General features: G+C 71.2%; 20 protein-coding genes. 7 read left to right on the plus strand and 13 right to left on the minus strand.

Annotation, left to right across the window (positions count from 1 at the left end):
* Window positions 1-2 precede the first annotated feature (2 nt).
* From AC08OP_RS03490 to AC08OP_RS03505, 4 genes are all read right to left on the minus strand, one after another.
* Complete coding sequence (locus AC08OP_RS03490; protein WP_462187656.1) at window positions 3-1,001, minus strand: lysylphosphatidylglycerol synthase domain-containing protein; 999 nt, start codon at window positions 999-1,001, stop codon at window positions 3-5.
* A gap of 173 nt (window positions 1,002-1,174) precedes the next feature.
* Window positions 1,175-3,142 carry a 1-deoxy-D-xylulose-5-phosphate synthase gene (dxs, locus tag AC08OP_RS03495; RefSeq protein ID WP_476612872.1) on the minus strand — a complete coding sequence of 656 codons (1,968 nt, stop codon included), beginning with the start codon at window positions 3,140-3,142 and terminating at the stop codon, window positions 1,175-1,177.
* A gap of 301 nt (window positions 3,143-3,443) precedes the next feature.
* Complete coding sequence (locus AC08OP_RS03500) at window positions 3,444-4,910, minus strand: class I SAM-dependent RNA methyltransferase (protein WP_476612873.1); 1,467 nt, start codon at window positions 4,908-4,910, stop codon at window positions 3,444-3,446.
* Window positions 4,907-6,913, minus strand: coding sequence for an APC family permease (locus tag AC08OP_RS03505; RefSeq protein WP_476612874.1), 2,007 nt, complete (start codon window positions 6,911-6,913; stop codon window positions 4,907-4,909). The genes AC08OP_RS03500 and AC08OP_RS03505 overlap by 4 nt, the downstream gene beginning before the upstream one ends.
* Window positions 6,914-7,042: 129 nt before the next feature.
* On the opposite strand from AC08OP_RS03505, the gene AC08OP_RS03510 reads away from it, so the two are divergent.
* Both AC08OP_RS03510 and AC08OP_RS03515 read left to right on the plus strand, forming a co-directional pair.
* A complete protein-coding gene (locus AC08OP_RS03510; RefSeq protein ID WP_476612875.1) occupies window positions 7,043-7,714 on the plus strand; it encodes a potassium channel family protein in 672 nt (223 codons plus the stop codon).
* Window positions 7,715-7,760: 46 nt separating this feature from the next.
* Entirely contained in the window at window positions 7,761-8,456 is a 696-nt protein-coding gene (locus tag AC08OP_RS03515; protein ID WP_462187661.1) for a potassium channel family protein, read from the plus strand.
* Window positions 8,457-8,500: 44 nt separating this feature from the next.
* Here the strand turns inward: AC08OP_RS03515 and AC08OP_RS03520 are convergent, their stop codons facing one another.
* The 4 genes from AC08OP_RS03520 to dut form a co-directional block, all read right to left on the minus strand.
* On the minus strand, window positions 8,501-9,226 hold the full coding sequence (locus AC08OP_RS03520) for a DUF3159 domain-containing protein (RefSeq protein WP_476612876.1): 726 nt from the start codon (window positions 9,224-9,226) through the stop codon (window positions 8,501-8,503).
* Between the two features lie 40 nt (window positions 9,227-9,266).
* Window positions 9,267-9,653, minus strand: a complete 387-nt coding sequence (locus AC08OP_RS03525; protein WP_462187663.1) for an OB-fold nucleic acid binding domain-containing protein — start codon at window positions 9,651-9,653, stop codon at window positions 9,267-9,269.
* Between the two features lie 254 nt (window positions 9,654-9,907).
* Complete coding sequence (locus AC08OP_RS03530) at window positions 9,908-10,621, minus strand: DUF3710 domain-containing protein (RefSeq protein WP_476612877.1); 714 nt, start codon at window positions 10,619-10,621, stop codon at window positions 9,908-9,910.
* Window positions 10,602-11,180 (minus strand): dUTP diphosphatase, encoded by a 579-nt coding sequence (gene dut, locus AC08OP_RS03535; RefSeq protein WP_476612878.1) that lies wholly within the window; start codon window positions 11,178-11,180, stop codon window positions 10,602-10,604. Before dut ends, AC08OP_RS03530 begins: the two co-directional genes overlap by 20 nt.
* A gap of 248 nt (window positions 11,181-11,428) precedes the next feature.
* Between dut and AC08OP_RS03540 the strand changes: the two genes are divergently transcribed.
* The 3 genes from AC08OP_RS03540 (at window position 11,429) to AC08OP_RS03550 (ending at window position 13,996) form a co-directional block, all read left to right on the plus strand.
* Window positions 11,429-11,737, plus strand: a complete 309-nt coding sequence (locus tag AC08OP_RS03540) for a DUF4235 domain-containing protein (protein WP_476612879.1) — start codon at window positions 11,429-11,431, stop codon at window positions 11,735-11,737.
* 155 nt (window positions 11,738-11,892) lie between these two features.
* On the plus strand, window positions 11,893-12,411 hold the full coding sequence (locus AC08OP_RS03545; protein WP_476612880.1) for a gamma carbonic anhydrase family protein: 519 nt from the start codon (window positions 11,893-11,895) through the stop codon (window positions 12,409-12,411).
* 202 nt (window positions 12,412-12,613) lie between these two features.
* On the plus strand, window positions 12,614-13,996 hold the full coding sequence (locus AC08OP_RS03550; protein WP_476612881.1) for a nitrate/nitrite transporter: 1,383 nt from the start codon (window positions 12,614-12,616) through the stop codon (window positions 13,994-13,996).
* Window positions 13,997-14,015: 19 nt separating this feature from the next.
* Here the strand turns inward: AC08OP_RS03550 and valS are convergent, their stop codons facing one another.
* The gene (gene valS / locus AC08OP_RS03555) at window positions 14,016-16,655 is read right to left on the minus strand and encodes a valine--tRNA ligase (protein ID WP_476612882.1); all 2,640 of its coding nucleotides are present in this window, start codon (window positions 16,653-16,655) and stop codon (window positions 14,016-14,018) included.
* A 264-nt stretch (window positions 16,656-16,919) separates the two neighbouring features.
* Between valS and AC08OP_RS03560 the strand changes: the two genes are divergently transcribed.
* The gene (locus tag AC08OP_RS03560) at window positions 16,920-17,726 is read left to right on the plus strand and encodes an inositol monophosphatase family protein (protein WP_462186965.1); all 807 of its coding nucleotides are present in this window, start codon (window positions 16,920-16,922) and stop codon (window positions 17,724-17,726) included.
* Window positions 17,727-17,765: 39 nt separating this feature from the next.
* Here the strand turns inward: AC08OP_RS03560 and AC08OP_RS03565 are convergent, their stop codons facing one another.
* A complete protein-coding gene (locus AC08OP_RS03565; RefSeq protein WP_476612883.1) occupies window positions 17,766-20,630 on the minus strand; it encodes a helix-turn-helix transcriptional regulator in 2,865 nt (954 codons plus the stop codon).
* Window positions 20,631-20,948: 318 nt separating this feature from the next.
* Between AC08OP_RS03565 and AC08OP_RS03570 the strand changes: the two genes are divergently transcribed.
* The gene (locus tag AC08OP_RS03570) at window positions 20,949-21,716 is read left to right on the plus strand and encodes a hypothetical protein (RefSeq protein ID WP_476612884.1); all 768 of its coding nucleotides are present in this window, start codon (window positions 20,949-20,951) and stop codon (window positions 21,714-21,716) included.
* 87 nt (window positions 21,717-21,803) lie between these two features.
* On the opposite strand, the gene AC08OP_RS03575 is transcribed toward AC08OP_RS03570, so the two are convergent.
* From AC08OP_RS03575 to acnA, 3 genes are all read right to left on the minus strand, one after another.
* Complete coding sequence (locus AC08OP_RS03575; protein ID WP_462186970.1) at window positions 21,804-22,220, minus strand: hypothetical protein; 417 nt, start codon at window positions 22,218-22,220, stop codon at window positions 21,804-21,806.
* A 126-nt stretch (window positions 22,221-22,346) separates the two neighbouring features.
* Window positions 22,347-23,720: a non-hydrolyzing UDP-N-acetylglucosamine 2-epimerase gene (gene wecB, locus AC08OP_RS03580; RefSeq protein WP_476612885.1), complete on the minus strand. Its 1,374-nt coding sequence runs from the start codon at window positions 23,718-23,720 to the stop codon at window positions 22,347-22,349.
* A 212-nt stretch (window positions 23,721-23,932) separates the two neighbouring features.
* Entirely contained in the window at window positions 23,933-26,716 is a 2,784-nt protein-coding gene (gene acnA, locus AC08OP_RS03585; protein ID WP_476612886.1) for an aconitate hydratase AcnA, read from the minus strand.
* Window positions 26,717-26,771: the final 55 nt, after the last annotated feature.

The following is a 26,771-nucleotide window of genomic DNA, read 5'->3' on the forward strand; positions in this document are numbered from 1 at the left end:
CCTCACATTCGCTCCTGCACCACATCATCAGTACACGACAGCCGAGCACCCCGCTGCCGCAGGGCGACACCGACGAGCGCCCAGACCAGGTCGGCGATCGTGGCGAGAAGCCGCGCCACCAGCGCGACCAGGGTCGCCGGCCCACTGGCGACCGCCGGGGCCAGCGCCAGTACCAGCACCGCCTCCCGCACCCCCGCCCCGGCGGGCAGCACCAGTACCAGGAATCCGGCGGTCCAGGCCAGGGCATAGGCCCCGAGGGAGAGCAGCAACAGCCGGCCGCCGCCGACCGCCGGATGCAGATCCCGGACGAGCAGCCAGGTCGCCACCCCGTAGCAGCAGAAGCTGAGCAGCAACCAGCCGGCTCCGGCGGCGACGGCCCGCGGGGGCAGCGGTTCGGTCAACGGTGGGCGGCGCAGCAGCCGGAACGCCAGCGCCAGCAGGCGGGACAGCACCGGCGGGCAGAGCACGACGACGAAGACGGGCACGACCGCCAGCGCCCACCAGTAGTCGGCGAGCGCCTGCGCGGAGACGAACGGCAGGGTGACCGCCGCGGCGAGCCCCCCGCTCGGCACCGCGAGCGCCAATACGACCAGGCTCGCCGAAGCCGCCTTCGACCGGGAGACGCCGTGGTCACGGGAGAGCTCCATCTGCGCGAGCACCGGCCACACGCTGCCCGGGATGTACTTGCCGATCTGCCCGACGAAGAAGATCCGCACGGCGGCCCGCAGGGGAAGCGCGGCACCCAGCCCTCCCAGCAACGCCCGCCAGGACAGCACGGTGGTACCGACGGCAAGCACGGTGACCACACCCGAGGCCACCACGCCGCCCACGGTGAGCGAGCGGACGGACTCCTCGATCTCGTTCCACTGGCTGACCAGGGCGAGAACCAGCAGCCCGAGGGCCACCAAGAGCGCACCACGCATGGCCCACCAGCGTGGGCCGCGCCCAGCCCGGCGGCGGGAGGCGGCGCCCCGGCGCGCCGACACGGTGTGCTCACCCACCTGGTCAGCCTAGGACGGCGGTCGGGCCGCCATCGTGCCGGGCCCCGACACGGTGGCGGGTCCCGACACGGTGGCGGGTCCTCGCCCGCCGAACCCCGGTGACCGGGCGATACCCGGGTGCGTTCGGGATCAGGGCACCCGAGTCAGGGCGCCGGGGATCAGGGCGCCGGGGATCAACGCTGGTCGCCGATGGCCTCGCCGGCCCGCTCGCCCGCCGGGGCCGCTTCGCCGGGCGAGGCCGGGTCGTCCTCGATGGCCGGCTGGCGCTTCGCGACGGCCTCGACGACCTTGCGGGCGAGGTCCTGCGGGGCAAGCCCGACCTCGGCCATGACCTCGTCCCGCTTGCCGTGGTCGAGGAAGCGCTGGGCGATGCCGAAGTCCCGCAGGGGCACGTCGACGTCGGCGTCGCGCAGCAACTGGGCCAGCGCAGCCCCGACCCCGCCGACCCGGCCGTTGTCCTCGACGGTGACGACGAGGTCGTGGGCGCGGGCAAGATCGATCAGTGCCGGGTCCAGTGGCTTGACCCACCGCGGGTCGACGACGGTGATGCCGATGCCCTGGCTCGCGACCCGCTCCGCGATCTCCAGGCAGGTCGCGGCCATCGCGCCGATGGAGACCAGCAGCACCTCGCGGCGCTGGGCCACCTTCGGCGAACGGTAGAGCACGTCCACCCCGCCGACCGTGTCAATCGCCGGCACGTCCGCGGCGACCTTGCCCTTGGGGAAGCGCACGACGGTCGGGCCGTCGGTGTTACCCACGGCCTCGCGCAGCTCCGCCCGCAGGGTCGGCGCGTCCCGCGGGGCGGCGATCGCGAGCCCCGGGACAACCTGCAGGAACGACAGGTCCCACATGCCATTGTGCGACGCCCCGTCCTCCCCGGTGATACCGGCCCGGTCGAGCACGAACGTCACGGGCTGGCGGTGCAGGGCGACGTCCATCAGGACCTGATCGAACGCGCGGTTGAGGAACGTGGCGTAGAGACACACGACGGGCTTGAGCCCACCCATCGCGAGCCCGGCGGCCGAGGTGACGGCGTGCTGCTCGGCGATACCGACGTCGAACACCCGGTCCGGGTAGGCCTTGGCGAAGGCGCCGAGACCGACCGGCTGGAGCATCGCGGCGGTCAGCGTGACGACGTCGGGCCGCTCGGAACCGATCTGCACGATCTCGCCCGAGAAGATGCTCGTCCAGCTGATGGTCTTCGACGTCGACACCGGCTTACCGGTCGCCGGGTCGATGATGCCGACGCCGTGGAAGTTGTCGGCGTCGTCCTGCTCCGCCGGCGGGTAGCCGAAGCCCTTGCGGGTCACGCAGTGGACGATGACGGGCCCGCCGAAGTCCCGAGCCCGGCGCAGGGCCGACTCGACCGCGACGACGTCGTGGCCGTCGACCGGGCCGACGTACTTCAGGCCGAGGTCCTCGAACATGCCCTGCGGCTGGACGACGTCCTTGATGCCCTTCTTGATGCCGTGCAGCGCGTCGAACAGCGGGGGGCCGACCAGCGGGGTGCGGCCGAGGACCTGCTTGACGACGTCGAGGACCTGCTCGTACTCGGGCGCCAGCCGCAGCGCGGCGAGGTGGTCGGCGAGGCCGCCGATCGTCGGTGCGTAGGACCGGCCGTTGTCGTTGACGACGATGACGACGGGCCGGTCGTCGGCGGCGATGTTGTTCAGCGCCTCCCAGCACATCCCGCCGGTCAGGGCACCGTCACCGACGACGGCGACGACGGCCCGGCCCTCACCACGCAGCGCGTAGGCACGCGACAGCCCGTCGGCGTAGGACAGGGCGGTCGAGGCGTGCGAGTTCTCGATGATGTCGTGCTCGGACTCGGCCCGGCTGGGGTAGCCGGAAAGGCCACCCCTCTGGCGCAGCCCGGAGAAATCGTCCGCCCGGCCGGTCAGAATCTTGTGCACATAGGACTGATGGCCGGTGTCCCAAAGGATGCGGTCGAATGGCGAATCAAACACACGATGTATTGCCAACGTCAGCTCGACAGCCCCCAGATTCGGCCCGAGGTGACCTCCCGTACGCGCGACTGCGTGAATGAGGAAATCACGGATCTCGGCCGCCAGGGTGCCGAGCTCCTCGTGGTCGAGGCGCTTGACGTCCTGCGGACTACTGATCGTGGACAGAAGCGACACGGCGTGAACTCCCTCTCCCGAAAGGGGATCGGTCCGGGTCCGGCAAAGTCTACGCAGCCCGCCTGGTCCCTTGCAGACGGGCACCCGACATGTGAGTTCCTCGTAGACCGTCAGGCAATAGGCCTGATCGCGGTAGAATCCACCTCCCCGGTTGTCCACTATTGGTCCGGATCCGAGTACGCGGATGCACACACTCTGTCGGCGTGGCGCGCGGGCGACACGCCGGGACGACCAGGTCGTGCCAGAAGCGGCCGGAAGTGGAGTCCACGCCATTCCGGCGACACTTCTGGTACCGGCACAATCACACCAGGTGCGGACTCCGGTCCGCGCCTCGCGGCTCGAGCAGTGCCACACACTCGACGTGGGCGGTCATCGGGAACAGGTCGAAGGCGCGCAACGCGACGAGATCGTAGCCCACGGCTGCCGCGGCAGCGAGGTCCCGACCCAATGCGACGGGATCACAGGCGACGTAGGCGACCGCGCGGGGGCGATGGGCGAGCAGCGCGGCCACCACCGCCGGGCCCGCCCCGGTGCGCGGCGGGTCGAGCACCGCGAGATCGACCCGGCCGGCCGGCCCGCCCGTACCGAGCACCCCGCGGATGGTAGCCGGTGTCACCCGCAACGCCCGCAGCGAGACCCATGGCAGATCGGCGAGGTTGTTCGCCGCGGCCGCGACCGACGCGGCGTCGGACTCCAGTGCGATGACGCGGCCAGCGGCGCCGACATCCTCCGCGAGGAACGCCGCGAACAGGCCCGTCCCGGCATACAGGTCGAGCGCGGTCTCCCCGGCTCGGGGACGCAGAGCCCCGCGGACCGCGTCCACCAGCACGCCGGGAGCCGCCGGATGGACCTGCCAGAACACCTCCAGCCCGAGCCGGAACCTCCGCTCCCCCACCACCTCGACGACCTCCCCAGGGACTCCGGCCTCCCCGGGGTCCTCGCCGGTCCCGACGCGCCCGTCGTCGACGACCGTCCCGGCGCCGGCGGGATGCACCGCCACGGCCACCTGCCCGGTCGCCGGGCTGACCGCGACCTCGACGGCGTCGGCCCCGGGGAACCGCCGGCCGGCGAGCGCCGCGAGGACGAGGGGGTGGGCAATGCGGCAGTCCGGCGTCGCCACCACCTCGTGCGAGCGGCTCGCCCGCAGCCCGACCTCGCCGCCGGCCGTCACCGCGAAGCGCATCCGGGTCCGCCACGCCAGTCCGTCGTCGACGCCACCGGACCGGTCGGATCCGGTCAGCCGCTCCGGGCCGCTGACGGGCACCGCCTCGACCAGCACCTCCAGCGCCGGCTCGGCGCCGGGTCCGGCCTCGGCCGCCGTCCCGAGGCCGGACCCGGCGTGCGCGGGGCTGACCCGGGCGTCGAGGCCACCGAACCGCCGAAGGGCGTCGGCCACGACCTCGGCCTTGCCGCGCCGCTGCGCCGCGAGGCCGGCATGCTGCCAGTCGCACCCCCCGCACAACCCTGGGCCGGCGTGCGGGCAGGGCGCGACCACTCGGTCCGGCGAGGGCGTCAGGATGGCGACCGCGTCCGCCCGCCAGTACCGCTCGTGGGAGGCGTCGGTAACTCGGGCACGGACCCGTTCGCCGGGCAGGGCATGGCGGACGAACACCACCCGACCGCCCGAGCGGGCGACGCAGAAGCCGCCGTGGGCCACCGGCCCAACGTCGAGGTCGAGCAGCGAGCCGACCGCGATCCCTGGGGCGCGGGCCTGCCGTGCGGTGTCCCCGGAGACGCGCGATCGCGCGGGCCGGCGCTGTCGACTCACCGCTTCCGCTCCGACGGGCCGGGAAGCGTGGCCCGGCCCTGTCGCACCGCGCCCGCCCCGGTCCGCTCGAGCCGCTGCTCGGCCAGCCTGGACGAGGCGAGCTGCCAGGGCACGCTGGTGACCATGACGCCGGGCTGGAAGAGAAGCCGGGCCTTGAGCCGCAGCGCGCTCTGATTGTGCAGGAGATGCTCCCACCAGTGACCGACGACGTACTCGGGGACGTAGACGGCGACGACGTCCCGTGGGCTCTCCCGCCTGATCCGGGCAACGTAGTCCAGCACCGGGCGGGTCACCTCCCGGTAGGGGGAGGCCAGCACCACGAGATCGACGGTGATCCCTCGCTCCGCCCACGCCTTGCGGAGCCGATCGGCCTCCGCCTGGTCGACGGCGACCGTGACCGCGACGAGGCTGTGCGGCCGCGACGCCTTGGCGTAGGCCAGGGCCCGCAGCGTCGGGGCATGGATCTTACTGACGAGGACGACGGCGTGGATCCGGGAGGGCAGGGTCGGCGGCCCGGGTTCCGGGGTGAGTTCGACCGCGACCCGGTCGTAGTGAGCCCTGATCCCCCGCATCCCGAGAAAGATGATCGGGATAGCCAGACAGACGATCCAGGCACCGTGGGTGAACTTCGTGACCAGCACGATGATCAGCACGGTGCCGGTGAGACAGGCGCCGAAGAAGTTGATCGCCTGAGACCGACGGATCCGCCGACGGGCGGCCGGATCGGACGCAGCCGGGTCGTCCGAGCGCAGGATGCGCGCCCAGTGCCGCACCATCCCGGTCTGGCTGAGGGTGAACGAGATGAAGACCCCGAGGATGTAGAGCTGGATCAGGGCAGTGACCTGCGCGTCGAACACGATGATCAGCATGATCGCGAAGCCGGCGAGCAGCACGATCCCGTTGGAGTAGGCCAGTCGGTCGCCGCGGGTGTATAGCTGACGCGGCAGGTAGCCGTCGCGGGCAAGGATCGAACCCAGCACCGGGAAGCCGTTGAAGGCGGTGTTCGCCGCCAGCATCAGGATGAGAGCGGTGACGACGGCGATGTAGCCGAAGCCGGGCGATCCGTCCCCGAAGACGGCGGCGGCGACCTGGGCGATCACGGTCGGCTGCTCACCACTGGCGCCGATCAGGTCCCCGGTGTGCTCGGCGACATGCACGTCGGAGATCAGAGCCAGCGCGGTGACGCCGCCGAACATCGTGACTGCAATGAACCCCAGCATCAGCAGGGTGGTCGCGGCGTTGCGGCTCTTGGGCTTCCGGAACGCGGGCACCCCGTTACTGATCGCCTCGACCCCGGTGAGCGCCGTGCATCCCGAGGCGAACGCCCGCAGCACCAGGAACACCAGGGCCAATCCCGCGTAGTCGTGTTCGGCGACCACCTGGTATCCGGCGCTCTCGGCCCGCGGCGGATGACCGACGGCCGCCTGGACCAGCCCGGTGACGATCATTACGAAGATGCCGAGCACGAAGCCGTAGGTCGGGATGGCGAACGCCGTGCCGGACTCGCGCACCCCACGCAGGTTCATTATCGTCAATAGGATCACGATGACGACCGCGAGGAGCACCTTGTGCGCGGCGAGCCCGGTGACGGCCGACGTCAGGTTCGCGACACCGGCCGACACCGACACCGCGACCGTGAGGACGTAGTCAACCAGCAGGGAACTGGCCACCAGCAGGCCGGCCCGCGAGCCCAGGTTGACCGAGACGACCTCGTAGTCGCCGCCGCCACTCGGGTAGGCGTGCACGTTCTGCCGGTAGGACGCCACCACCGTCAGCATCAGGATGGCGACGGCTCCAGCGAGCCAGGGCGAGTAGTGGTAGAAGGCCAGCCCGCCGAGTGACAGGACAAGCAGGATCTCCTCGGTCGCGTACGACACCGAGGAAAGGGCATCGCTCGCGAAGACGGGCAAGGCGATCCGTTTGGGGAGCAGTGTCTCCCCAAGCCGGTCGCTCCCGATCGGTCGACCGACGAAACCGCGCTTGAGGCGATCCGTGAGCGCCACGCGGCGATGCTACCGACGCCAGCCACGCAGTTCAGCATCAGTGTGGCGTGGCACACAGATGCTCCGTATCCGGAGATCCGGCCACGTGACCTGCGCCGGTCAGGCCGGATCGGACTACCCTGAACCCTTGTGCATGTCGTGATCCTCGGCTGCGGCCGAGTCGGCTCCGCGCTTGCCCGCAGCGTCGAACGGTTCGGCCACTCAGTAGCGATCATCGACCAGAACCCCGCCGCGTTCGGGCGGCTACCGCACGATTTCACCGGTTTGCGGGTCACCGGGATAGGCTTCGACCGCGACACCCTCATCGAGGCGGGCATCGAGCGGGCCGCCGCGTTCGCCGCCGTCTCCAGCGGGGACAACTCAAACATCATCGCCGCCCGGGTGGCCCGCGAGATGTTCGGGGTCGAGCGGGTCGTCGCGCGGATCTACGATCCCCGCCGGGCCGAGGTCTACGAGCGGCTCGGTATCCCCACCGTCGCCACGGTGCGCTGGACCCGGGACCAGATCCTCGGCCGGCTCCTGCCCGACGCTGTCACGCCGCAGTGGTCCGATCCGTCGGGCTCGGTGCTGCTGGCCGCGATCCCACCAGGACCCGCCTGGGTGGGCTGCCGGATCCGGGAGCTGGAGGAGTCCGCCGGGGTACGGGTGGTCTGCGTGACCCGGTTCGGCGAGGGTGTCCTGCCCGACGCCCGCACCCTCGTCCAGGACGGTGACGTCGTGCACGTGGCGGTGACGAAGGCGCACGCATCCAAGGCGGACACGGTGCTGCGCACCGGGCCGGACGGCGAGGGCGCCGGGTAGCTCCGGGCAGATCCAGGCAGACGATGCCGCGCGAGGAGGAGAAGCGATGAGCGTGCGCCGGGTGGTGATCGCGGGAGCGGGCAAGGTCGGCCGGTCCATCGCCGCCGAACTGCTGGAGAACGGCTCCGAGGTGCTCATCATCGAGCGGGATCCGCAGAAGATCCGGACCGACGCGCTACCGGAGGCCCGGTGGCTGCTCGCGGACGCCTGCGAGCTGTCCCAGCTCGACGCGGCCGGGCTGAACGAGTACACCGTCCTGGTGGCCGCCACCGGGGACGACAAGGTGAACCTCGTCGTCTCGCTGCTCGCGAAGACCGAGTTCGGCGTGCCCCGGGTCGTGGCGCGGGTCAACCATCCCAAGAACGAATGGCTGTTCACCGAGTCGTGGGGGGTGGACGTGGCGGTGTCCGCGCCGCGCCTGCTCACGGCTCTGGTCGAGGAGGCCGTCAGCGTCGGCGACCTCGTCCAGCTGATGCGGTTCCGGCAGAGCGATGCATCCCTCGTCGAGCTGACGCTGGCCGAGAACGCGCCAGTGATCGGCCAGCGGCTCAGCGAGATCGCCCTGCCGGCGGACAGCGCCCTGGTGGTGATCCTGCGTGACGGACGGGCGGTCATTCCCTCGCCCGACGCCACCCTGGAAGACGGCGACGAGGTTCTCGCGGTCACGACGAACGCCGAGGCCGAGGAGAAGCTCGCCGTGCTGCTCGGTCAAGCGCCGGCAGGCGCGGGCACGCCGGGCTGACGCGCGACAGGCTGACGCGCGACAGGCTGGCGATGCGGAGGCCGTCAGCCGGCAGGCCGCCGCTCTCCGCGCGGGAGCTCGCCGCGCGGGGCGTCCCCGGCCAGCACCTCGCCGTCCAGCACCTCGCCGTCCACGACCGTCGGGTCGGTGGCGGCGGGGGGCAGCGGTGCGATCCGGCGGACGATGGCGAAGCTGGCCAACACCGCGACACCGAACAACGGAAGTCCCAGGGCGATGTTGGCCGCGGCCAGCCAGCCGGGCTCGTCGGCGAGGTAGAGCACCCCCTGCACGACGAACCGCACACCGAACACGGCGATCCAGACGACCGTCGCCCACACCGCGGCCCGCCGCTGGCGGGGCACCCGCTGCCAGTTCGCATAGCGGCTGTCCAGACCGGCCATGAGATACCCCGTCACCGGCCGGCGCAGGACGATCGACAGCAGGGCCACCACCCCCCAGAGCGCGTTCTTCGCGATGCTGGGCAGGAAGAACCCCTTCGCGTTCCCGGTGCGAGAGGCCACGAATGCAGCGATCGCCACGGCGAACAACCCCGAAAAGGTCTGCTGGGTCGGCTCACGGCGCACGATGCGCAGCACCAGCAGAGCGGCCGCCGTGGCAATGGCGACCGCAATGCCGGCGGTCAGTCCGGCCTCGGCGTTCACCGTCACAAACGCCACGGTGGGCACGGAGCTGTCAATGATCCCCCGTGGGCCGCCGATGGCCTCGGACATCGTCATCGGAGGCGTGTCGGGAGATGGCGTACGTGGCATGTCTGGTTAAGATCCCGTCGGGTTGGGCGGACCCGCCGACCTAGGCGCTCGCCGACGGAACGGGGAGTAGTTCGTAACGCGGGTTGAAGATGATCGGACGGTTCTCCTGCACGGTAACGCGCCCGGAAGCCTTGACCGACGCGCCAGCCCGCAGGCCCGGGATGTCCCGGCGGCCGAGGAAGACCAACGTGACGGTGCCGCTGCCGTCGTAGATGTCGACCTCCAGGGTCGGTGCACCCGAACGCGCACGTACCGTCACGGCCTGGATGGTACCCGCGACGCAGATCTCGTCCCGGTCACGACAGCCGCTCATCGGGGCGGCGCCCGCCGCCGCCGAGGCCGCCTGGAGGTCCTCGGCGTCGAGCTCGCTCGTCCCTGCTGTCAGTCTGTGGAGCTTGCGCCCCAACCAGCCGCGTGACTCGCCCACCGCTCCTCCGATCCGGCTCGTCGGCGACTCGGCGCAAGCAACTGCTGCTCGAGCACGTCCAACACGTTCAACACGTCCAATGCAACGCATGACCGGCGCTCAATGTGCCCGCCCCGCATGGCGCCTTCGGCGCAATGCGGGGACCCCGGGCACAGGGCGCCGCACGGGGTCTCCGTCGAATCACCTCCGGCGATCCTCCTCCGGGAGCCATCGGGGGCCTTCGGCGCAATGCGGGGACCCCGGGCACAGGGCGGTCAGCGGATCTCGGCTATACGCGCACCGCGCACGGGCATCTCGGGCCGTCCGCTGGCCGCCGAGGCGACCGGTCCGCCGGAACCAGCGGGGTGATCGGGGTGATCAGTGACCTCTTTCGGCAGCCTCAGGGGCAACGGATCCCGCACCGGCATCGCGCCGTCACCACGAGAAATGATCAGATTGCGCAACGCGGCGTCCAGGAGGGGGCCGGCCGCCGGATCCTGTCCGGCCGCGCCGGTCACCACCGCCCGCAGGAACCAGCGCGGACCGTCCACACCGATCATGCGACCCGGCACGGTCTCGCCCGGTCGCCCGGTCGGCAACCTCATCCGCAGTTCGGGGCCGTAGCGACCGTCTGCCTCCGACCCACCGCCCCCCTGAATGGTCTCCAGAATCTCGGCCCGTACCTCGTCCCAGAGGCCCCGGCTCTTCGGCGCCGCGAAGACGGAGAGCTCCATCGCGCTGCGCCCGTCGGTCACCAGCACCGTCAGCGGCTTGCCGGTCGACTCCTCGACCTGGAACTGCACCTGCATGCCGTCGAGCGCTGGAATCCGCAACGACCCGAGATCGAGGCGATGCACGTCGTCATCGGGTGCCTGCGCGATGTCGTAGGGACCGTCGGGCTCCGACGAGCCCCGCGAGGTGACCTTCTCGGGGACGTCCACCTCGGAGGCCTCGCGACGGTCGAACTCCCTACGCCCTCGCCCGAACACCGGTGGTCTCCTTTCCTGCCCCCCCGGCGGACCCGAAACCCCCTGTGGAGCCGAACCCGCCGCTTCCGCGCACCGAGGCCGGCAGCTCATCGACCTCCCGGAACACGGCGTGCTCCACGCGCTGCACGACCAGCTGGGCGATCCGGTCGCCCCGACGTAGGGTGATCATGTCAGATCGGTCGGTATTGATCAGAATGACTTTAATTTCTCCACGGTAACCGGCGTCCACCGTTCCCGGGGCGTTGACCACGGACAGGCCGTGCCGCGCGGCCAGGCCACTGCGCGGATGGACGAACGCCGCGTACCCGGCCGGCAGGGCGATGCTCAGGCCGGTTCCGACCGTCGCCCGCTCCCCCGGGCCGAGCGTCACATCCTGGGCCGTCACCAGGTCCGCCCCCGCGTCCGACGGCTGGGCGTACGCCGGCAGCGCCAGCTCGCGGTCCGACCGGCGGACGAGGATCTCCACCCGACCCGGTACGGCGGGCGCGGGCTGTACGGCGAGTGGCACCGCGGACGCGGGAGGCGGGGCGGTGGGCGTCGTCGGATCGGTGGCGGTCATGGCTCTCCTGGTCGAGGGTGCCCGGTCCGGGCGTGACCCCCACGCTAGGCCATGGCCCTCGTACCGCCATCGGCCTGCCGGTCCGACGGGCCGCAGCGAGCCCCGGACTCCGGCGGGCGTATCCCGGCGTGATCGGATAGCAGATGATCCGAGAGGCTAAGACGATCCGAGGGGCTAAGCAGGCCGGTCGGGGTAAGCAGGGGGCGGGCGGACCGGCATGGTCCTCGCCGAGGAACGAGAGGTGCGGGGTGACGAAAGCAGCGTCAAAGCTGGGATGGAAGATCGTCGGCGGAGGGGCGACCGCGCTCGCGGGCATGGCCGCGAGCCGAGTCGTGAGCGCCCTGTACCGCAAGGTGCGCAAGTCCGACCCGCCGGCCAACCCGGCGGACCCGGACACCGCCTGGACGGAGGCCGTCGCCTGGGCGGCGATCTCGGGTCTCGCGATCGGGATCGGCCGGTTGGCGGCCGAGCGCGCGGCCGCGCGCGGATGGGCCCGGGCGACGGGTTCACCACCGCCCGGCATGCTCCACCCGAAGACCTCCTTCTCCGAGGACTGAACGGCATCCGAGGACTGAACGCGTGACCGGCGAGCACTGATGAGCGGCCGGCCACGAGCGGCTCTCCGGGGCACCCGGCTGCTCCTTTCCGGGCACGATGGGATCCACCGGTGCGCCGTCCGGATCGGCGGCGTCACGATCAGCGGGAGGCTCGGATGGCCGTGTACGCCCTGGGGGACGCCGTCCCCACCATCGATCCCACGGCCTACGTCCATCCGGACGCGACGGTCATCGGCACGGTGACGATCGGGCCCGAGTCCACGGTGTGGCCGGGCGCGGTGCTGCGTGGCGACTACGGGACGATCGAGATCGGCGCCCGCACGTCCATCCAGGACGGCACGGTGATCCACGCTACCGAGGAACTCACCACGGTGGTGGGTGACGACTGCACGGTCGGGCATCTGGCTCATCTGGAGGGTTGCGTCGTCGAGGACGGCGCCCTGGTCGGTTCCGGTTCGGTGGTGCTCCACCGGGCCCGGATCGGCCGGGGCGCGCTGGTCGGCGCGGGCGCGGTCGTCGTGGGCGGCACGGTCGTGCCGCCGGGCGCGAGGGCGCTCGGCGTGCCGGCGAAGATCCTGCCGGATTCCGTCGCCCCGGGTGCCCTCGCCGCCGGGGCCGCGATCTACGTGGCGAACGGCAAGCGCTACCGCGAGCAGCTACGCCGGATCGACTGACCGGTCGACCGCCAGGCCACCCACGCCTCGCCCGGCCTCCCGGCGGATCCGCCGACGGCCCGACGGCCGGTGCGCCCGAGGTCTCACCGTCGGGTCCCCGCCCAGGTGAGCAGATGTCTCAGAGAGTGTCACAGCCGACGCCGCGCCACGTAACGGCGCATTTCTACCGTCGTGGCATCACCCGCACCTCGGAGGATCATCTATGAGCGCCACGCTGGAAGGCGTCCCGACTACCGGCACCGTGACCGGTCCGTCCCGACGCGGCCGCTGGATCGACGACTGGCGGCCCGAGGACCGCACTTTCTGGAACAACGGCGGTTCCCGCATCGCCCGCCGAAACCTGATCTTCTCGATCCTGGCCGAACACGTCGGGTTCTCGATCTGGTCGTTGTGGGCGGTGACGGTCCTGTTCCTCGGACCGGCCTACCACATCGACCCGGCCGGCAAGTTCCTGCTGACCTCGCTGCCCGCGCTCGTCGGCTGTGTGCTGCGGATCCCCTACACCTTCGCCGTCGCCCGGTTCGGGGGGCGTAACTGGACCATCTTCAGCGCGGCGGTGCTCCTCGTGCCGACGATCCTCGCGGCCGTCGTTCTCTCTCCCGGCGTCTCCTACCCCACCCTGCTGATCGTCGCCGCGGTCGCGGGGGTCGGAGGCGGCAACTTCGCCTCCTCGATGACCAACATCAACGCCTACTATCCGGAGCGGCTGAAGGGCTGGGCCCTGGGACTGAACGCCGGCGGCGGAAACCTGGGGGTGGCCGCGATCCAGCTTGTCGGCCTGCTCGTCCTCGCCACCGCCGGCAAGGACCACCCCCGGGTCGTCCTTGCCGTCTACATACCGCTGATCGTCCTGGTGACGCTCGGCGCGGCGCTGTTCATGGACAACCTGTCGAGCGCGAAGAACGACCGGGGCGCGATGCGCGACGTCGCCCGTGACGGTCACACCTGGGTGATGTCGCTGCTCTACATCGGCACGTTCGGGTCGTTCATCGGGTTCGGCTTCGCGTTCGGCCAGGTGCTCCAGGTGCAGTTCCACGACCAGTTCAGCACCCCGATCAAGGCCGCCTACCTGACCTTCCTCGGTCCGCTGCTCGGCTCACTGATCCGCCCGGTCGGCGGCATCCTGGCGGACCGCGTCGGCGGAGCGAAGGTCACCTTCGCCAACTTCGTGGCGATGGCGGCCGCAGCCGCGATCGTGCTCGTCGCCTCGCTGACGGAGTCGCTTCCCCTGTTCCTGGTCGGGTTCATCGCGCTGTTCGTCTTCAGTGGTGTCGGGAACGGGTCAACGTACAAGATGATCCCGGCGATCTTCCAGGCGAAGGCGCAGACCACCATCGACGCCGGTGGCGACCCGGTCGCGGCGCAGCACTCGGCCCGGCGGCTGTCCGGAGCCCTCATCGGCCTGGCCGGCGCGATCGGCGCGTTCGGCGGGGTGCTGGTGAACCTGGCCTTCCGGCAGTCGTTCCTGAGCTACCGGACCGGCGACGCGGCGTACATCTCCTTCATCGCCTTCTACGCGCTGTGCTTCGTGGTGACCTGGTTCGTGTATCTGCGGCCGTCCGCCAAGCGCCTCGCCGGCATCTGATCCCGTCTGTGCCCTGTGTTCAGGCCAGTTCGACGGCGACGGCGATCTCGCCGCCGGTCGGGCTCAGCGTGAGCTCCCGGATGCTGCCGGCGCTGCGCAGGTCCGCGGCCACCGACTCGACGAGGGCGACGAGGTCGGCCTCGCCGCTGATCAGGACGCTCGCGACCTCGGCCTTCTGCGACACCTTCGCCTCGGACTTGGCCCGGCGGACACCGGACAGCGCCGCCCCGACGGCACCGAGGAGCTCCGCGCGGGCGCCCTCGGCGAGCTTGCGGATCTCGGCGGCGTCCGGCCAGCTCGCCCGGTGCACCGAACCAGGACGCCACCAGGACCAGACCTCCTCGGTGACGAACGGCAGGACCGGGGCGAACAGCCGGAGCAACGCCGACAGGGCCACCGAGAGCGTGGTGTGCGCGGAGGCCGCGCCCGCCGCCCCGGAGGAGCCGTACGCCCGGCCCTTCACGAGCTCGACGTAGTCGTCACAGAACCGCCAGAAGAACGACTCAGTGACCTCGAGGGCCCGGGCGTAGTCGTAGCCGTCGAAGGCCGCGGTGGCGGTGTCGACCACGTCGGCCAAGGCGGCCAGCAGGGCCCGGTCCAGCGGTTCACTGGCCGGGGCGGGGGCCGCCCCGGCGTCGGAGACCACGGCGTCGGGGGTCACGGTGTCGGGAGTCACGGCGAGACCGAGCACGAACCGGCTGGCGTTGAGAATCTTGATGGCGAGCCGGCGGCCGTTCTTCATCTGGCCGACGTCGAAGGCGGTGTCGGTGCCCGGCCGCCCGGACGCCGCCCAATAACGGACCGCGTCCGACCCGTGCTCCTCGAGCAGGCCCATCGGGGTCACCACGTTGCCCTTGGACTTCGACATCTTCTTACGGTCCGGGTCGAGGATCCAGCCGGAGATCGCCGCGTTCGACCAGGGCAGCACGCCGAACTCGGCGTGGGTGCGCACCACCGTCGAGAACAACCAGGTCCGGATGATCTCGTGCGCCTGCGGGCGCAGGTCCATCGGGAAGACCCGGGAGAACAGATCGGTATCGTGCTCCCAGCCACTGGCGATCAGCGGGGTGAGCGAGGACGTCGCCCAGGTGTCCATCACGTCGGGGTCGGCGGCAAACCCGCCGGGCACGCCCCGCTGCTCGGCGGTGTACCCGGGCGGGACGTCGCTGGACGGGTCGACCGGCAGCGACGCCTCGTCGGGCACGATCGGCGCGTCATACCGCGGCGCACCGGCGGCGTCCAGCGGGTACCACACCGGGAACGGCACGCCGAAGAACCGCTGCCGGCTGATCAGCCAGTCGCCGTTGAGGCCGTCGACCCAGTTCTCGTAGCGGACCTTCATGTAGTCCGGGTACCAGCGCAACTCCTGGCCTCGTCCACGCAGCGCGGCCCGCAGCGGCTCGTCCCGCCCGCCGTTGCGGAGGTACCACTGGCGGGTCGTCACGATCTCCAGCGGCCGGTCGCCCTTCTCGTAGAACTTGACCGGATGGGTGATCGGCCGCGGCTCGCCGAGCAGCGCGCCGGACTCGGCGAGCAGTTCGACGATCCGCGCCCGGGCGCCGTGCACGGTCTTTCCGGCGAGCTCGGCGTACCGCTCCCGGCCGGCCGCGTAGGTGACGGCGTCCGGTGGGTCCGGGATGAACCGGCCGTCACGGCCGATCACCGCACGCGCCGGAAGTCGCAGCTCGCGCCACCACGTCACGTCGGTGAGGTCGCCGAAGGTGCAGATCATCGCGATGCCGGATCCCTTCTCGGGGTCGGCCAGCCGGTGCGCGACCACCGGGACCTCGACGTCGAACAGCGGGGTCCGCACCGTGGCGCCGAACAACGACTGATAACGCGGGTCGTCCGGATGGGCGACCAGGGCGACGCAGGCGGGCAGCAGCTCGGGACGGGTCGTCTCGATGACGATCGGGTCCGCCGGGTCCAGCCCCTCGCCCGGGGCGGAGACGCCCGACCGGGGGAAGGCCAGGGTGTGGTACGCGCCGGGGCGGTCCCGGTCCTCCAGCTCGGCCTGGGCCACTGCGGTGCGGAAGGTGACGTCCCACAGCGTCGGGGCCTCGGCAAGATAAGCCTCACCGCGAGCGAGGTTGCGCAGGAAGGCCCGCTGCGCGACGGTCCGCGACCGGGCGTCGATCGTTGCGTAGGTGTGCGACCAGTCGACGGAGAGCCCCAGCCGGCGCCAGAGCTGCTCGAAGCCCTTCTCGTCCGCCAGGGTCAGCCGCTCGCAGAGCTCGACGAAGTTGCGTCGCGAGATCGGGATCTGCTCCTTACCGGGCTTGTCCGGCGGGGTGAAACCCGGGTCGTAAGGCAGCGACGGCTCGCAGCGGACAGCGAAGTAGTTCTGCACCCGGCGTTCGGTCGGCAGCCCGTTGTCGTCGAAGCCCATCGGGTAGAAGACCTCGCGACCCCGCATCCGCTGGTAGCGGGCGATCAGGTCGGTGTGGGTGTACGAGAAGACGTGCCCCACGTGCAGGGAACCGCTGACGGTCGGCGGCGGGGTGTCGATGGAGTAGACCTGCCCGCGGTCGACCGTCCGGTCGAACGCGTAGGTGCCCTCATCCTGCCATACCGTCGACCAGCGCGCCTCGATGCCGTCCAGGCTCGGCTTCGCCGGGACCGCGCGGGTGGACCGTTCCGTACCGTCTGTCGCGACCACAAGCAACGATCCTACGGGCGCCTCGATCGTGGTCACCGACCACCGAGGTCCCCCGGTCGGCGGACCGGCGAGGTTCCGGCCCGGGCACGCGCCCCTGGGCCGGAGCCGGAGCCGGGAACGGGAACCGGAAGCAGCCGACGGACGTGACGCCTCTCACATTCCACGGGGAGTGCACGACCGGCCGTCTTGGCAGGATGAACCGTTGAACGGACCGTACTCCCGTGCCGATCCCCACTCCCGTGCCGATCCCTGGAGCGCCGGACGATGAGCGACCTGCCAGACCCGGACGAACTGCTCGCCATTGCGCTGACGATCGCCCGTGAGGCGGGTGACCTGCTCGCGCGGGGCCGGGAGGGCACCGTGGCCGCGGAGACGACGAAGTCGTCTCCCACCGACGTCGTGACCGCCCTCGACCGCGCCTCCGAGGCGCTCGTCGCCCGACGGCTCGCCGAACTGCGCCCCGGCGACGGACTGCTCGGCGAGGAGGGTTCGGACTCCGCCGGCACGACCGGGGTGCGCTGGGTCGTCGACCCGCTCGACGGTACGGTGAACTTCCTCTACCGGCTGCCCAACTGGGCGGTCTCGATCGCCGCCGAGGTCGGCGGGGAGGTCGTCACCGGAGTTGTGCATGCCCCGGCGTTGGGCGTGACCTACACCGCCACGCGCGGCGGCGGATCCTACCGGGACGGGGAACCGCTGACCGGGTCGGCGGTGACGACGCTGGCCGGCGCCCTCGTCGCAACGGGTTTCGGCTACACGGCGTCCCGCCGGGCCGCGCAGGCCGCTGTCGCCAGCCGGGTGGTGCCCCGGGTGCGCGACATCCGTCGGATGGGTGCGGCATCGCTGGACCTGTGCGCGGCGGCCGGCGGCCTCGTCGACGCCTACTACGAGCGCGGGCTGAAGCCCTGGGACCAGGCCGCCGGCGGCCTCGTGGCGGTGGAGGCCGGGCTGCGGGTCGGTGGGCTGCACGGCCGCCCGGCGGGCGAAGATCTCACCGTCGCCGCCCCGCCGGCCCTGTTCCCGGCGCTGACCGCCCTGCTCGCCGAGGATCCCCCCGCCGACCGAGACTGAGGTCCCCGACCGGCCCGCCGCTCACCACCGGCCCGCCACTCACGGCCAGGGCACGACGTCGTCGACTCCGGCTGCGACGAGCGCCCGGCTGAGACCGCCGCGAGAGCGGATCCCGAGCTTGCGGTAGACCCGGGTGAGATGGGTCTCGACCGTCTTGCGGGACACGAACAGGGCGGCCGCGGCCTCGGCGTTGTTCATCCCCTCGCAGATGGCGCGGGCCACCTGGAGCTCGGCGGGGGTGAGCCGCTCCAGCCTTGTCGGGTGCTCCGTCGGGCGGTCGTTGAGGACACTCCGGTCGCCGGTGGCCGTGAGTTCGGCGGCGGCTCGGCGGGCCCACGGTTTCGCTCCCAGCATCTCGAAGGTCGCGTACGCCTCGCGCAGGGGCACCCGGGCGGCGGCCGGCTGGCGGAAACGACGCACGACCTCGCCCCGGCACAACCGGGTCCGAGCGTGCTCAAACGGCATCCGCCGGCGCCGGTGAGCGGCTTCGGCCTGCGCGAAGGCGGTCTCGGCCGCCGCCAGGCCGTCGGCCATCAGGCCGCGGCAGCGGGCGGCGACCGCCGCGGGCCACGCGAGTCCAGTCGTCTCGGCACGTTCGGCGAGCCAATCCACGACCTCCGCGGCACCGTCGTGGTCACCGGACCGGATGTGCGCCTCGGCGAGATCGCCGACCAGCGGCATCGCGTTGGGATTGGCCAGCCCCATGGCTCGGGCCCGCGACCAGGCCTCTCGCAGTGTGATGACGGCGACGTCGTACTCGCCGTGACCGAGCGCGGCGAGCCCGAGGACGCCGGCCGCGTGCAGGTCCAGGCTGCCGATGCCGTACGGCCCGATCTCACGCCGCAGGCGGCTGATCCGCTGCTCGCTCAGGGCACGGTCGCCGCGGGCGGCGTCGATCCGGGCGAGCACGATAAGACTGAGGCCGATCGCGCCTACCTGCCCGAGCTCCTCGGCCCAGCGCAGCGCGTCCACCCCATCCGCGTAACCGGCCGCCCACAGGCCCCGCCAGCCCTCCAGTTCACAGCGCACCGCGAGGGCGTAAGGCAGCATCGCGGGGGCTCCGGCGCGGCGGGCCGCATTGACCACGGCGGTGAGCAGTCGGGCGGCCTCACCGTCCGCCTCGACGTCGAGGCGGGTCTGGCCGGTCAGAGTCAGCGCCTGCTGGTCCTCCACGTCGTCCGCGGCGATGATCTCTCCGGACACGGCGTCCAGGCAGGCGGCCGCCTCGCCGGTCATCCCGGTGAGGGCGAGAGCGCGGCCATGGTGGATCGACAGGGGCAGGGCGCGGGCCGGATGGCGCGGCGTCAGTGCCTGCCCGCGCTGGGCGGTGTTCAGGGCCACCGTCACCCTGCCGTCCATCAGAGCCGGCAGGACGGCTTCGGCGAGCAGCGCGCCCGCCCGTCCGGCATCGGTGTCCATGACCGCCTCGGCCGCCTGGACGAGCTGGTCGTACGCCCGGGTCGGATGACCGGACCAGGTGAGCACCCGGCCGCGGACCAGCTCGACGTCGGCTCGCACGAGCGGCCCGCGGGCCAGCCGCGCCGCCTCGTCGGCCCAGGCTGCCGCATCCTGGGACAGGCCGCCGAGATGCGCGTCGGCGGCAGCACGCAGGACGCGGTCGACCCGGGTGGCCCGCTCGGAGGTCAGTGCGGCGGAGCGGTGCCACGCCCGTGCCGACGCGCCGTATCCCCCGCGTCGGCGTGTCCGGACGGCGACCTCGGCAAGCGCGTCGGCCACCCCGTCGTCCGGACCGCCAGCCGCGGCGGCCAAGTACCACACCCGCGCATCACCATGGGAGACCTCGGCGAGTGCCTGGTAGGCGCGCATGCGCGCCGACAGTGCGGCGTGGCGCAGCACGAAGGGCCCCAGCATCGGATGGGCGAACTCCAGCGTGGCATCGACGCCATCACCGCCGCCGACGCCGCCGTCCGCGGCGGCGACCCTGACCAGACCCGCGTCGTGGGCGGCGTCCAGATCGGCCAGGGTGAGAGCGGCTGCGGTCACGGCACGGGCCAGGGCTCCCACCGACGTCGTGCGGCTGGCGGCGAGCACGACCAACGCCTGCCTGGTGCGTTCGGGCAGCCCGTCCAGCCGGTCGGACCAGGCACGCTCCAACTGACGTCCCGGCGGCGGCAGCTCACCGAGCGGTTCCTGCCCAAGCAGCTGGGCCTCCCCCAGCGAGGCCGCCGTCTCCAGCAGCGCCGATGGGTTGCCGGCGATCCGCCGGACCAGGTCGCCCAGCACGTGCGGGGCCATCCGATAACCGTGCTCGCGGATCAGCTCGCCGCACGCCTCGGTGGACAGCCCGGCGACCTCCATACAGGGCAGGCCGGACCGCTCGCACAGGTCGGCGGTATCCGAGCGGACCGTCATCACCATCGCCACCCGTTCCACCGCCAGCCGGCGCGCGACGAACAGCAGCGCCTGCTGCGACGGCGGGTCCACCCATTGCAGATCGTCGACGAGCACCACGAGCGGATGCCTGTCCCCGGCCGCGGCCAAGACGTTCAGGGTTCCCGCGCACGCGGCGTACGGGCTCGTTGACACCCCCTCCGCGAGCGCCAGGCATACCCGCAGCGCCACCCGCTGCGCGTCAGGGAGATCCGGTAGATGTTCCCGCAGCGGCAGCACCAGGTCCGCCAGCGCGGCGAAAGGCAGCGTGCTCTCCGACTCGACCCCGCGAAGCTGGAGCACCCGGGCGGTGGCCGCCCGGGTGCTGGCCATCCGGGCGGCATACCGCAACAACGCGGTCTTCCCCACCCCGGGTTCACCCCGCAGAACGAGGGCAGATCCGCGCTGCGCCACGGCCGCGAGCAGGCCGTCGAGGAGACGACACTCCTTTTCCCGGCCTACCAGCGGATGCATACCGGTAGAGTCATCGATGGTGGCCTTTGCCCCTTTCACGACAACCGTCCTTCCCCCGTGACGCCGTTGTCCACCAACATCATCCTTCCGCGACCAGAACGGTCGGCAAAGGGACTTTAAGCACAGAAGTGAACGACGATGTCCGGAACCGCCGGGGATTCCCGGACGCGGTTCGGCCCTCGGTGTGTTGACCTGGGAGAACCGGGAGAAGCCGTACGGAGGGGTGTCCGGTGCCCGACCCAGTGCCATTGACGATCCGGCCGTCACGTCCGGTTACCCACGCAGAGAAATGATCCCGGTGTTGCCCGTATATGACCGGACTTCTACTCACTCCCGGTAATTCCCACGGAAGCTGAGATGCGTCCCCGTCGTCGCCTGGACTGCGTTCAGATCAAGGTGAACCTCACCGGGCCGTGGATATCCGCCGCGCGTGACGCTCTGGCGCTCACCGCCGAGCTGGGCATCGGCCGTCGGGTCTACTTCTGCGCGGACCCGGCTGGAACGGCGGAACGCGGCGGAATAGCGCTGCTCGACGAGGGAATCATCCTGCGGCTGCGGCAGTACGGTGCCGGACACGGTGATACGACGGTCAGGCTCCGGCCGGCCGGGCGATCCCGGCTCAGTCCGGAATGGCTCGGCCTGCGCCCCGACCGCGTCGCGGTGTTCCGGATGGAGGCGGACTGGACGGGGGAACGCAGGGTTCCCGCGGCCTCGCTGACCGCACACCCGGAAGCACGCCGGGTGACCGACGTCCTCGTCGGCGCGACGTCGCCGCGGAAACTGTTCTCACCCCGCCAGCGCCGGTTCCTTCGCGAGTACGCGGACCGCCCCATCGACCTGGACAGCCTGTCCGTACTGGGCCCACTCGACGGTGTCCGCTGGAACACCCCGGTTCCGATCCCGGTGGCGGGTTTTCCCGTGGCGGCCGAGAGATGGCGGCTCGCCCCCGGTCCCGGCGACCGCGGGCTCGATCTGCTGGAATTGTCCATCCGGGTTGAGCCGGATGGTGCCCAGATCGCCCAGATCGCCTTCGAGGCCGCCCTGCGCCGCCTCGGGCTCGACATCGAGGAGGACGAGGAGACGAAGACCCGGTGCGCCCTGGCCCTGCTGACCGCAAGACCCTGATAGCGCGAGGTGGCCCCGGCGGAGATCCTCCGCCGGGGCCACCGTCAAACAATCGGATCCGATGTCCTCGTGAGGAGCCGGACCCGATCAGGGTGAGACGATGAACGAGGGGCTGATCGCGACCGTGGTGTTGACGAACCGTCCCGACGCCACCTTGAGTGCGGCGATGACGTCGAGGGCGTCCCCATCCTCCGCAGCATTCGCGAACCAGGGTGCGGAGATTGGCACCGTCAACGGCTTGTTGAAGGCCTTCCTCGGGTCCCCCGGCTTGACCGGAATCTTGCCGATCACGTTTCCGGTGGCCACGACGACGAACCGGCTCAGGTTGCGAACAGAAACACTGAGCGTGTATTCGGCGCCACCGAAGTCAATCAGGCTCTCCCCGATCTCGACGTCGGCGATGACATCGAAGGCCTTGTCATCCGCGATGACATCAATGGTGTTGTTGGTACCACTGTCGACGGCGTAGACCGACTTGACGGTGGCGTCCCACTGTCCGGGCATGACGGTGTTCCTCCCCAACTGATACCGCTGACGGCGTGTCGCTTTTCAGTCTGGGAAACGGGAACGGGGGCGCGCGTCAGGGAGATCCCTAAAAAAGCTGACTACCGTGCCCGGGACGGGGAGGGTTCAGTGGCTCTCGGCGGTGGTGGCGGGAGCGGCCGGACTCGGCCCGGCGGACGGGCCGGGGTCGCCGTACCAGACCGTCCGGCGGATGTGATCGACGTAGCTGACGATGATGTGCAGCACCCGGCGGGAGACGTCGTCGACGTCGTAGTCGGCGACGACCCGGGGGCGGCGGTCGCTCTCCGCCTCCCGGACGACGAGCTCGACCGCGTCAAGGATCCGGTCGGGGCGCAGCACGCTGGAGACGCCCACGCCGCGGTCCATGCCCTCCGGGCGCTCGTGGGCCTCCCGGATCAGCACCGCAGGGAAGCCGACGAGGGACGCCTCCTCGGTGAGCGTGGCGCTGTCGGACAGCACGCACAGCGCGGACCGCTGCAGGGCGAGGTAGTCACAGAATCCGAACGGCCGGCAGAAGCGCACCCGCTCGTCGATGAGCGGGAAGTGTCCGGAGCGGCGCAGCGCCGAGAGCCGCTCGCGGGTCCGCGGGTGGGTCGAAACGATCATCGGCAGCCGGTAGCGGGCCACCAGCCGGTTGAGGGTGTCCAGCAGCGCCGACAACATCTCGGGGCGGTCGACGTTCTCCTCCCGATGGGCGCTGACGAGCAGGTACCGGCCAGCCTGCACCCCGAGGGTGGCGAGCACCGACGAGGTGTCGATGAGCGGCGCGTAGTGGGTGAGCACCTCCTTCACCGGCGATCCGACGACGAAGACCCGCTGCGCGGGCAGTCCCTCGGCGAGCAGGTGACGGCGGGCATGTTCAGTCAGGGCGAGATGCACGTCGCTGAGGTGATCGACGACCCTACGGTTGATCTCCTCGGGAACCCGCTGGTCGAAGCTGCGGTTCCCGGCCTCGAGATGGAACACCCCGATGCGTCGGCGCTTCGCCGGGATCGCGGCGAGGCAGGTGTTCGTGTCGCCGTAGAGCAGCACGGCGTCAGGCTCCTCGGCGGCGAGCACCGGGTCCACCCGGGCGATGATCCTGCTGATCGTCTCCGCGGGCGTGGCTCCGGCGGCCTCCAACATGTGGTCCGGTCGGCGGATGCCGAGCTCCTCGAAGAAGATTCCGCTCAGTTCGTGGTCGTAGTTCTGGCCCGAATGGACCAGACACAGGTCGACCGCCTGGTCGAGGGCGGCGATCACCCGGCTAAGCTTGATCACCTCCGGCCGGGTGCCGACGATGACCATGACCCGCAGGCGCCGCCCGCGCGGTCCGGCGGCGTCGTCCGCGGCCGGCCCCGGCCGGGCCACGGCCGGCTGGGGGCGGCGTGGCCGGGGCCCGCTGGGCTGGGGGACGATCGGGGTGACCCGCTCACCGGGGATTCCCGACGGAACCGTCGGTACCGAGGGCCCACTCTGTTCCGGGGTGCCACGCGGCATTCGGACTTCCCCCTACCGCAACGGATGGTGACGATCGGACGGCACGGCCGTCCGTGTTCACCCAGCAAGCTTATCACTCTCGGTAGTACGTAAATTACCCAGCACGCCGACCAGGGCAAGGGAGGAGCGCACGAGGCGCGGCAGGCGACATGCGGGCCGGCGGGCGGGGCCGGCGGGAGCGAACCCGCCGGTCCCGGATCATCGGCCGTGGGCTACAGCAGCGAGCGCAGGACGTACAGCAGGATCCCGCCGTGGCGGTAGTACTCCGCCTCGCCGGGGGTGTCGATCCGCACGACCGCCTCGAAGGTCTTGTCGCCGGCACGTACCGTGAGGGACGGGGTCCTCTCGCCCACCTCGGCGAGGCCCGTGATGGTGAACGTCTCCTCCCCGGTCAGGCCGAGCGACTCCACCGACTCGCCGACGGGGAACTGCAGCGGCAGCACGCCCATGCCGATCAGGTTCGACCGGTGGATGCGCTCGTAGGACTCGGCAATGACCGCCCGCACGCCGAGCAGCGAGGTGCCCTTCGCCGCCCAGTCCCGGGAGGATCCCGAGCCGTACTCCTTACCGGCCAGGATCACCAGCGGCACACCCTCGGCGGCGTATTTCTGCGCGGCGTCGTAGATGGCCAACTGCTCACCGTCGGGCAGGTGCCGGGTGACCCCGCCCTCGGTGCCCGGCGCCAGCCGGTTGCGCAACCGGATGTTGGCGAACGTGCCGCGGATCATCACCTCGTGGTTGCCGCGCCGCGACCCGTAGGAGTTGAAGTCGGCGGGCGCGACCCCGTGCTCGGTAAGGTAGCGGCCGGCAGGCGAGTCCTTCTTGATCGAGCCAGCCGGGGAGATGTGGTCGGTGGTGACCGAGTCGCCGAGCACCGCCAGCACCCGGGCGTCGATGATGTCGGTCCGGGCCTCCGGCTTCGCCGCCATCCCCTCGAAGTACGGAGGGTGCCGGACGTAGGTGGAGTCGGGCGCCCAGGCGAACGTCCGCGACGCCTCCCCCCCATCACCGACCGGCAGCGAGCGCCAGCGCTCGTCACCGGACAGGTCGGCGTAGTCGGACTCGTACATCTCGGACTGGATGGCGTCGCCGACGACCGCGGCGACCTCGGCCTCGCTCGGCCAGATGTCACGCAGGTAGACGGGCTCCCCGCCGGTGCCGGTGCCCAGCGGGTCGGTGTCGAGGTTGATGTCCATCGTGCCGGCCAGCGCGTAGGCGACCACCAGCGGTGGGGACGCCAGGTAGTTCATCTTGATGTCGGGGTTGATCCGGCCCTCGAAGTTGCGGTTACCCGACAGCACGCTGACCACCGCCAGGTCTGCGTCGTTCACCGCGGCACTGATCTCCTCCGGCAGCGGCCCGGAGTTACCGATGCAGGTGGTGCAGCCGAACCCGACCAGGTTGAAGCCGACCTTGTCCAGGTAGGGCACGAGCCCCGCCCGCTCGTAGTAGTCCATGACCACCTTCGAGCCCGGCGCGAGGGTGGTCTTCACCCACGGCTTGCGGGTGAGCCCCTTCTCGACGGCGTTGCGGGCCAGCAGGGCCGCGCCGACCATGACCTGCGGGTTGGACGTGTTGGTGCAGGAGGTGATGGCCGCGACGGCGACGGCGCCGTGGTCGATCTCGACGCTCGTGCCGTCGGCGAGGGTGACCGCCGTCGGGTTGGACGAGCGGGCGGCGACGTCCCCGGCCACGGCGTTCACCGAGATCGGGGCGTCGGAGGGCTTGTCGGCGAATGCCGCCGCCGAGTCGGAGGCCGGGAAGGACTCGGCATCCGCCTCGTCCGCGCCACCGTTCGTGAGCACCAGGGGCTGGGCGTAGTCGACCAACGCCGCCCGGAAGGCCTGCTTCGCGCTCGCCAGCGGCACCCGGTCCTGCGGGCGCTTGGGCCCGGCAAGCGACGGCTCGACGGTGGACAGGTCCAGCTCGAGGGTGGTCGTGTAAGCAGCCTCGCGGCTCGGGTCGTGCCAGAGGCCCTGCTCCTTGGCGTACGCCTCGACCAACGCCACCAGCTCCGCGCGACGGCCGGTGAGCCTGAGGTAGTTCAGCGTCTCCGCGTCGATCGGGAAGATCGCGCAGGTGGAGCCGTACTCGGGGCTCATGTTGCCGATGGTCGCCCGGTTCGCCAGCGGGACGTTCGTCACGCCGTCGCCGTAGAACTCGACGAACCGGCCGACGACGCCGTGCCGACGCAGCATCTCGGTGATGACGAGCACCATGTCGGTCGCGGTGGTGCCCGTCGGCAGCTCGCCGGTCAGCTTGAAGCCCACCACAGTGGGGATGAGCATGCTCACCGGCTGGCCGAGCATGGCGGCCTCGGCCTCGATGCCGCCGACGCCCCAGCCGAGCACACCGAGACCGTTGATCATCGTGGTGTGGCTGTCCGTGCCGACGAGGGTGTCGGGGTAGGCCAGCGTCCCGTCGGCCGTCTGCTTCGTGAAGACGACCCGGGCGAGGTGCTCCAGGTTGACCTGGTGCACGATGCCGGTGTTCGGCGGGACGACGGTGAAGTTGTCGAACGCCTCCTGACCCCAGCGCAGGAACTGGTAACGCTCCCGGTTGCGGCCGAACTCCAGCGCCGCGTTGAGCTCGAACGCGTCCGGCCGACCGAAGTGGTCAGCGATGATCGAGTGGTCGATCACGAGCTCGGCGGGGGCCAGCGGATTGATCTTCGACGGGTCGCCGCCGAGGGCGGCCATCGCCTCCCGCATGGCGGCAAGGTCCACCACGCACGGTACGCCGGTGAAGTCCTGCATGATGACGCGGGCGGGCGTGAACTGGATCTCCTGGCTGGGGGCGGCCGAGGGATCCCAGTTCGCCAGCGCCCGGACGTGGTCCGCGGTGATGTTCGCGCCGTCCTCGGTACGCAGAAGGTTCTCCAACAGCACCTTGAGGCTGTAGGGGAGTCGATCGGCCCCGGGCACCGCGTCCAGCCGCCTGATCGTGTAGGTGCGATCACCCACCACGAGCGATCCGGTACTGCCGAAGGTGTCCATCGTTCTCCTTCTCGTCGCCCACCGCCCGCCACCCGCGAGCGGCGGGGCTCGCTCC

It is taken from the genome of Frankia sp. CeRuru1, from assembly GCF_977966315.1.

Bases quoted from the DNA above. Each gene is read 5' to 3' on its own strand.
- AC08OP_RS03560 (WP_462186965.1), top strand. From the start codon at position 16,920: ATGAGCGACCTGCCAGACCCGGACGAACTGCTCGCCATTGCGCTGACG.
- AC08OP_RS03550 (WP_476612881.1), top strand. From the start codon at position 12,614: ATGAGCGCCACGCTGGAAGGCGTCCCGACTACCGGCACCGTGACCGGT.
- wecB (WP_476612885.1), bottom strand. From the start codon at position 23,720: ATGCCGCGTGGCACCCCGGAACAGAGTGGGCCCTCGGTACCGACGGTT.
- AC08OP_RS03515 (WP_462187661.1), top strand. From the start codon at position 7,761: ATGAGCGTGCGCCGGGTGGTGATCGCGGGAGCGGGCAAGGTCGGCCGG.
- AC08OP_RS03520 (WP_476612876.1), bottom strand. From the start codon at position 9,226: ATGCCACGTACGCCATCTCCCGACACGCCTCCGATGACGATGTCCGAG.
- AC08OP_RS03545 (WP_476612880.1), top strand. From the start codon at position 11,893: ATGGCCGTGTACGCCCTGGGGGACGCCGTCCCCACCATCGATCCCACG.
- AC08OP_RS03575 (WP_462186970.1), bottom strand. From the start codon at position 22,220: ATGCCCGGACAGTGGGACGCCACCGTCAAGTCGGTCTACGCCGTCGAC.
- dut (WP_476612878.1), bottom strand. From the start codon at position 11,180: ATGACCGCCACCGATCCGACGACGCCCACCGCCCCGCCTCCCGCGTCC.
- acnA (WP_476612886.1), bottom strand. From the start codon at position 26,716: ATGGACACCTTCGGCAGTACCGGATCGCTCGTGGTGGGTGATCGCACC.
- AC08OP_RS03570 (WP_476612884.1), top strand. From the start codon at position 20,949: ATGCGTCCCCGTCGTCGCCTGGACTGCGTTCAGATCAAGGTGAACCTC.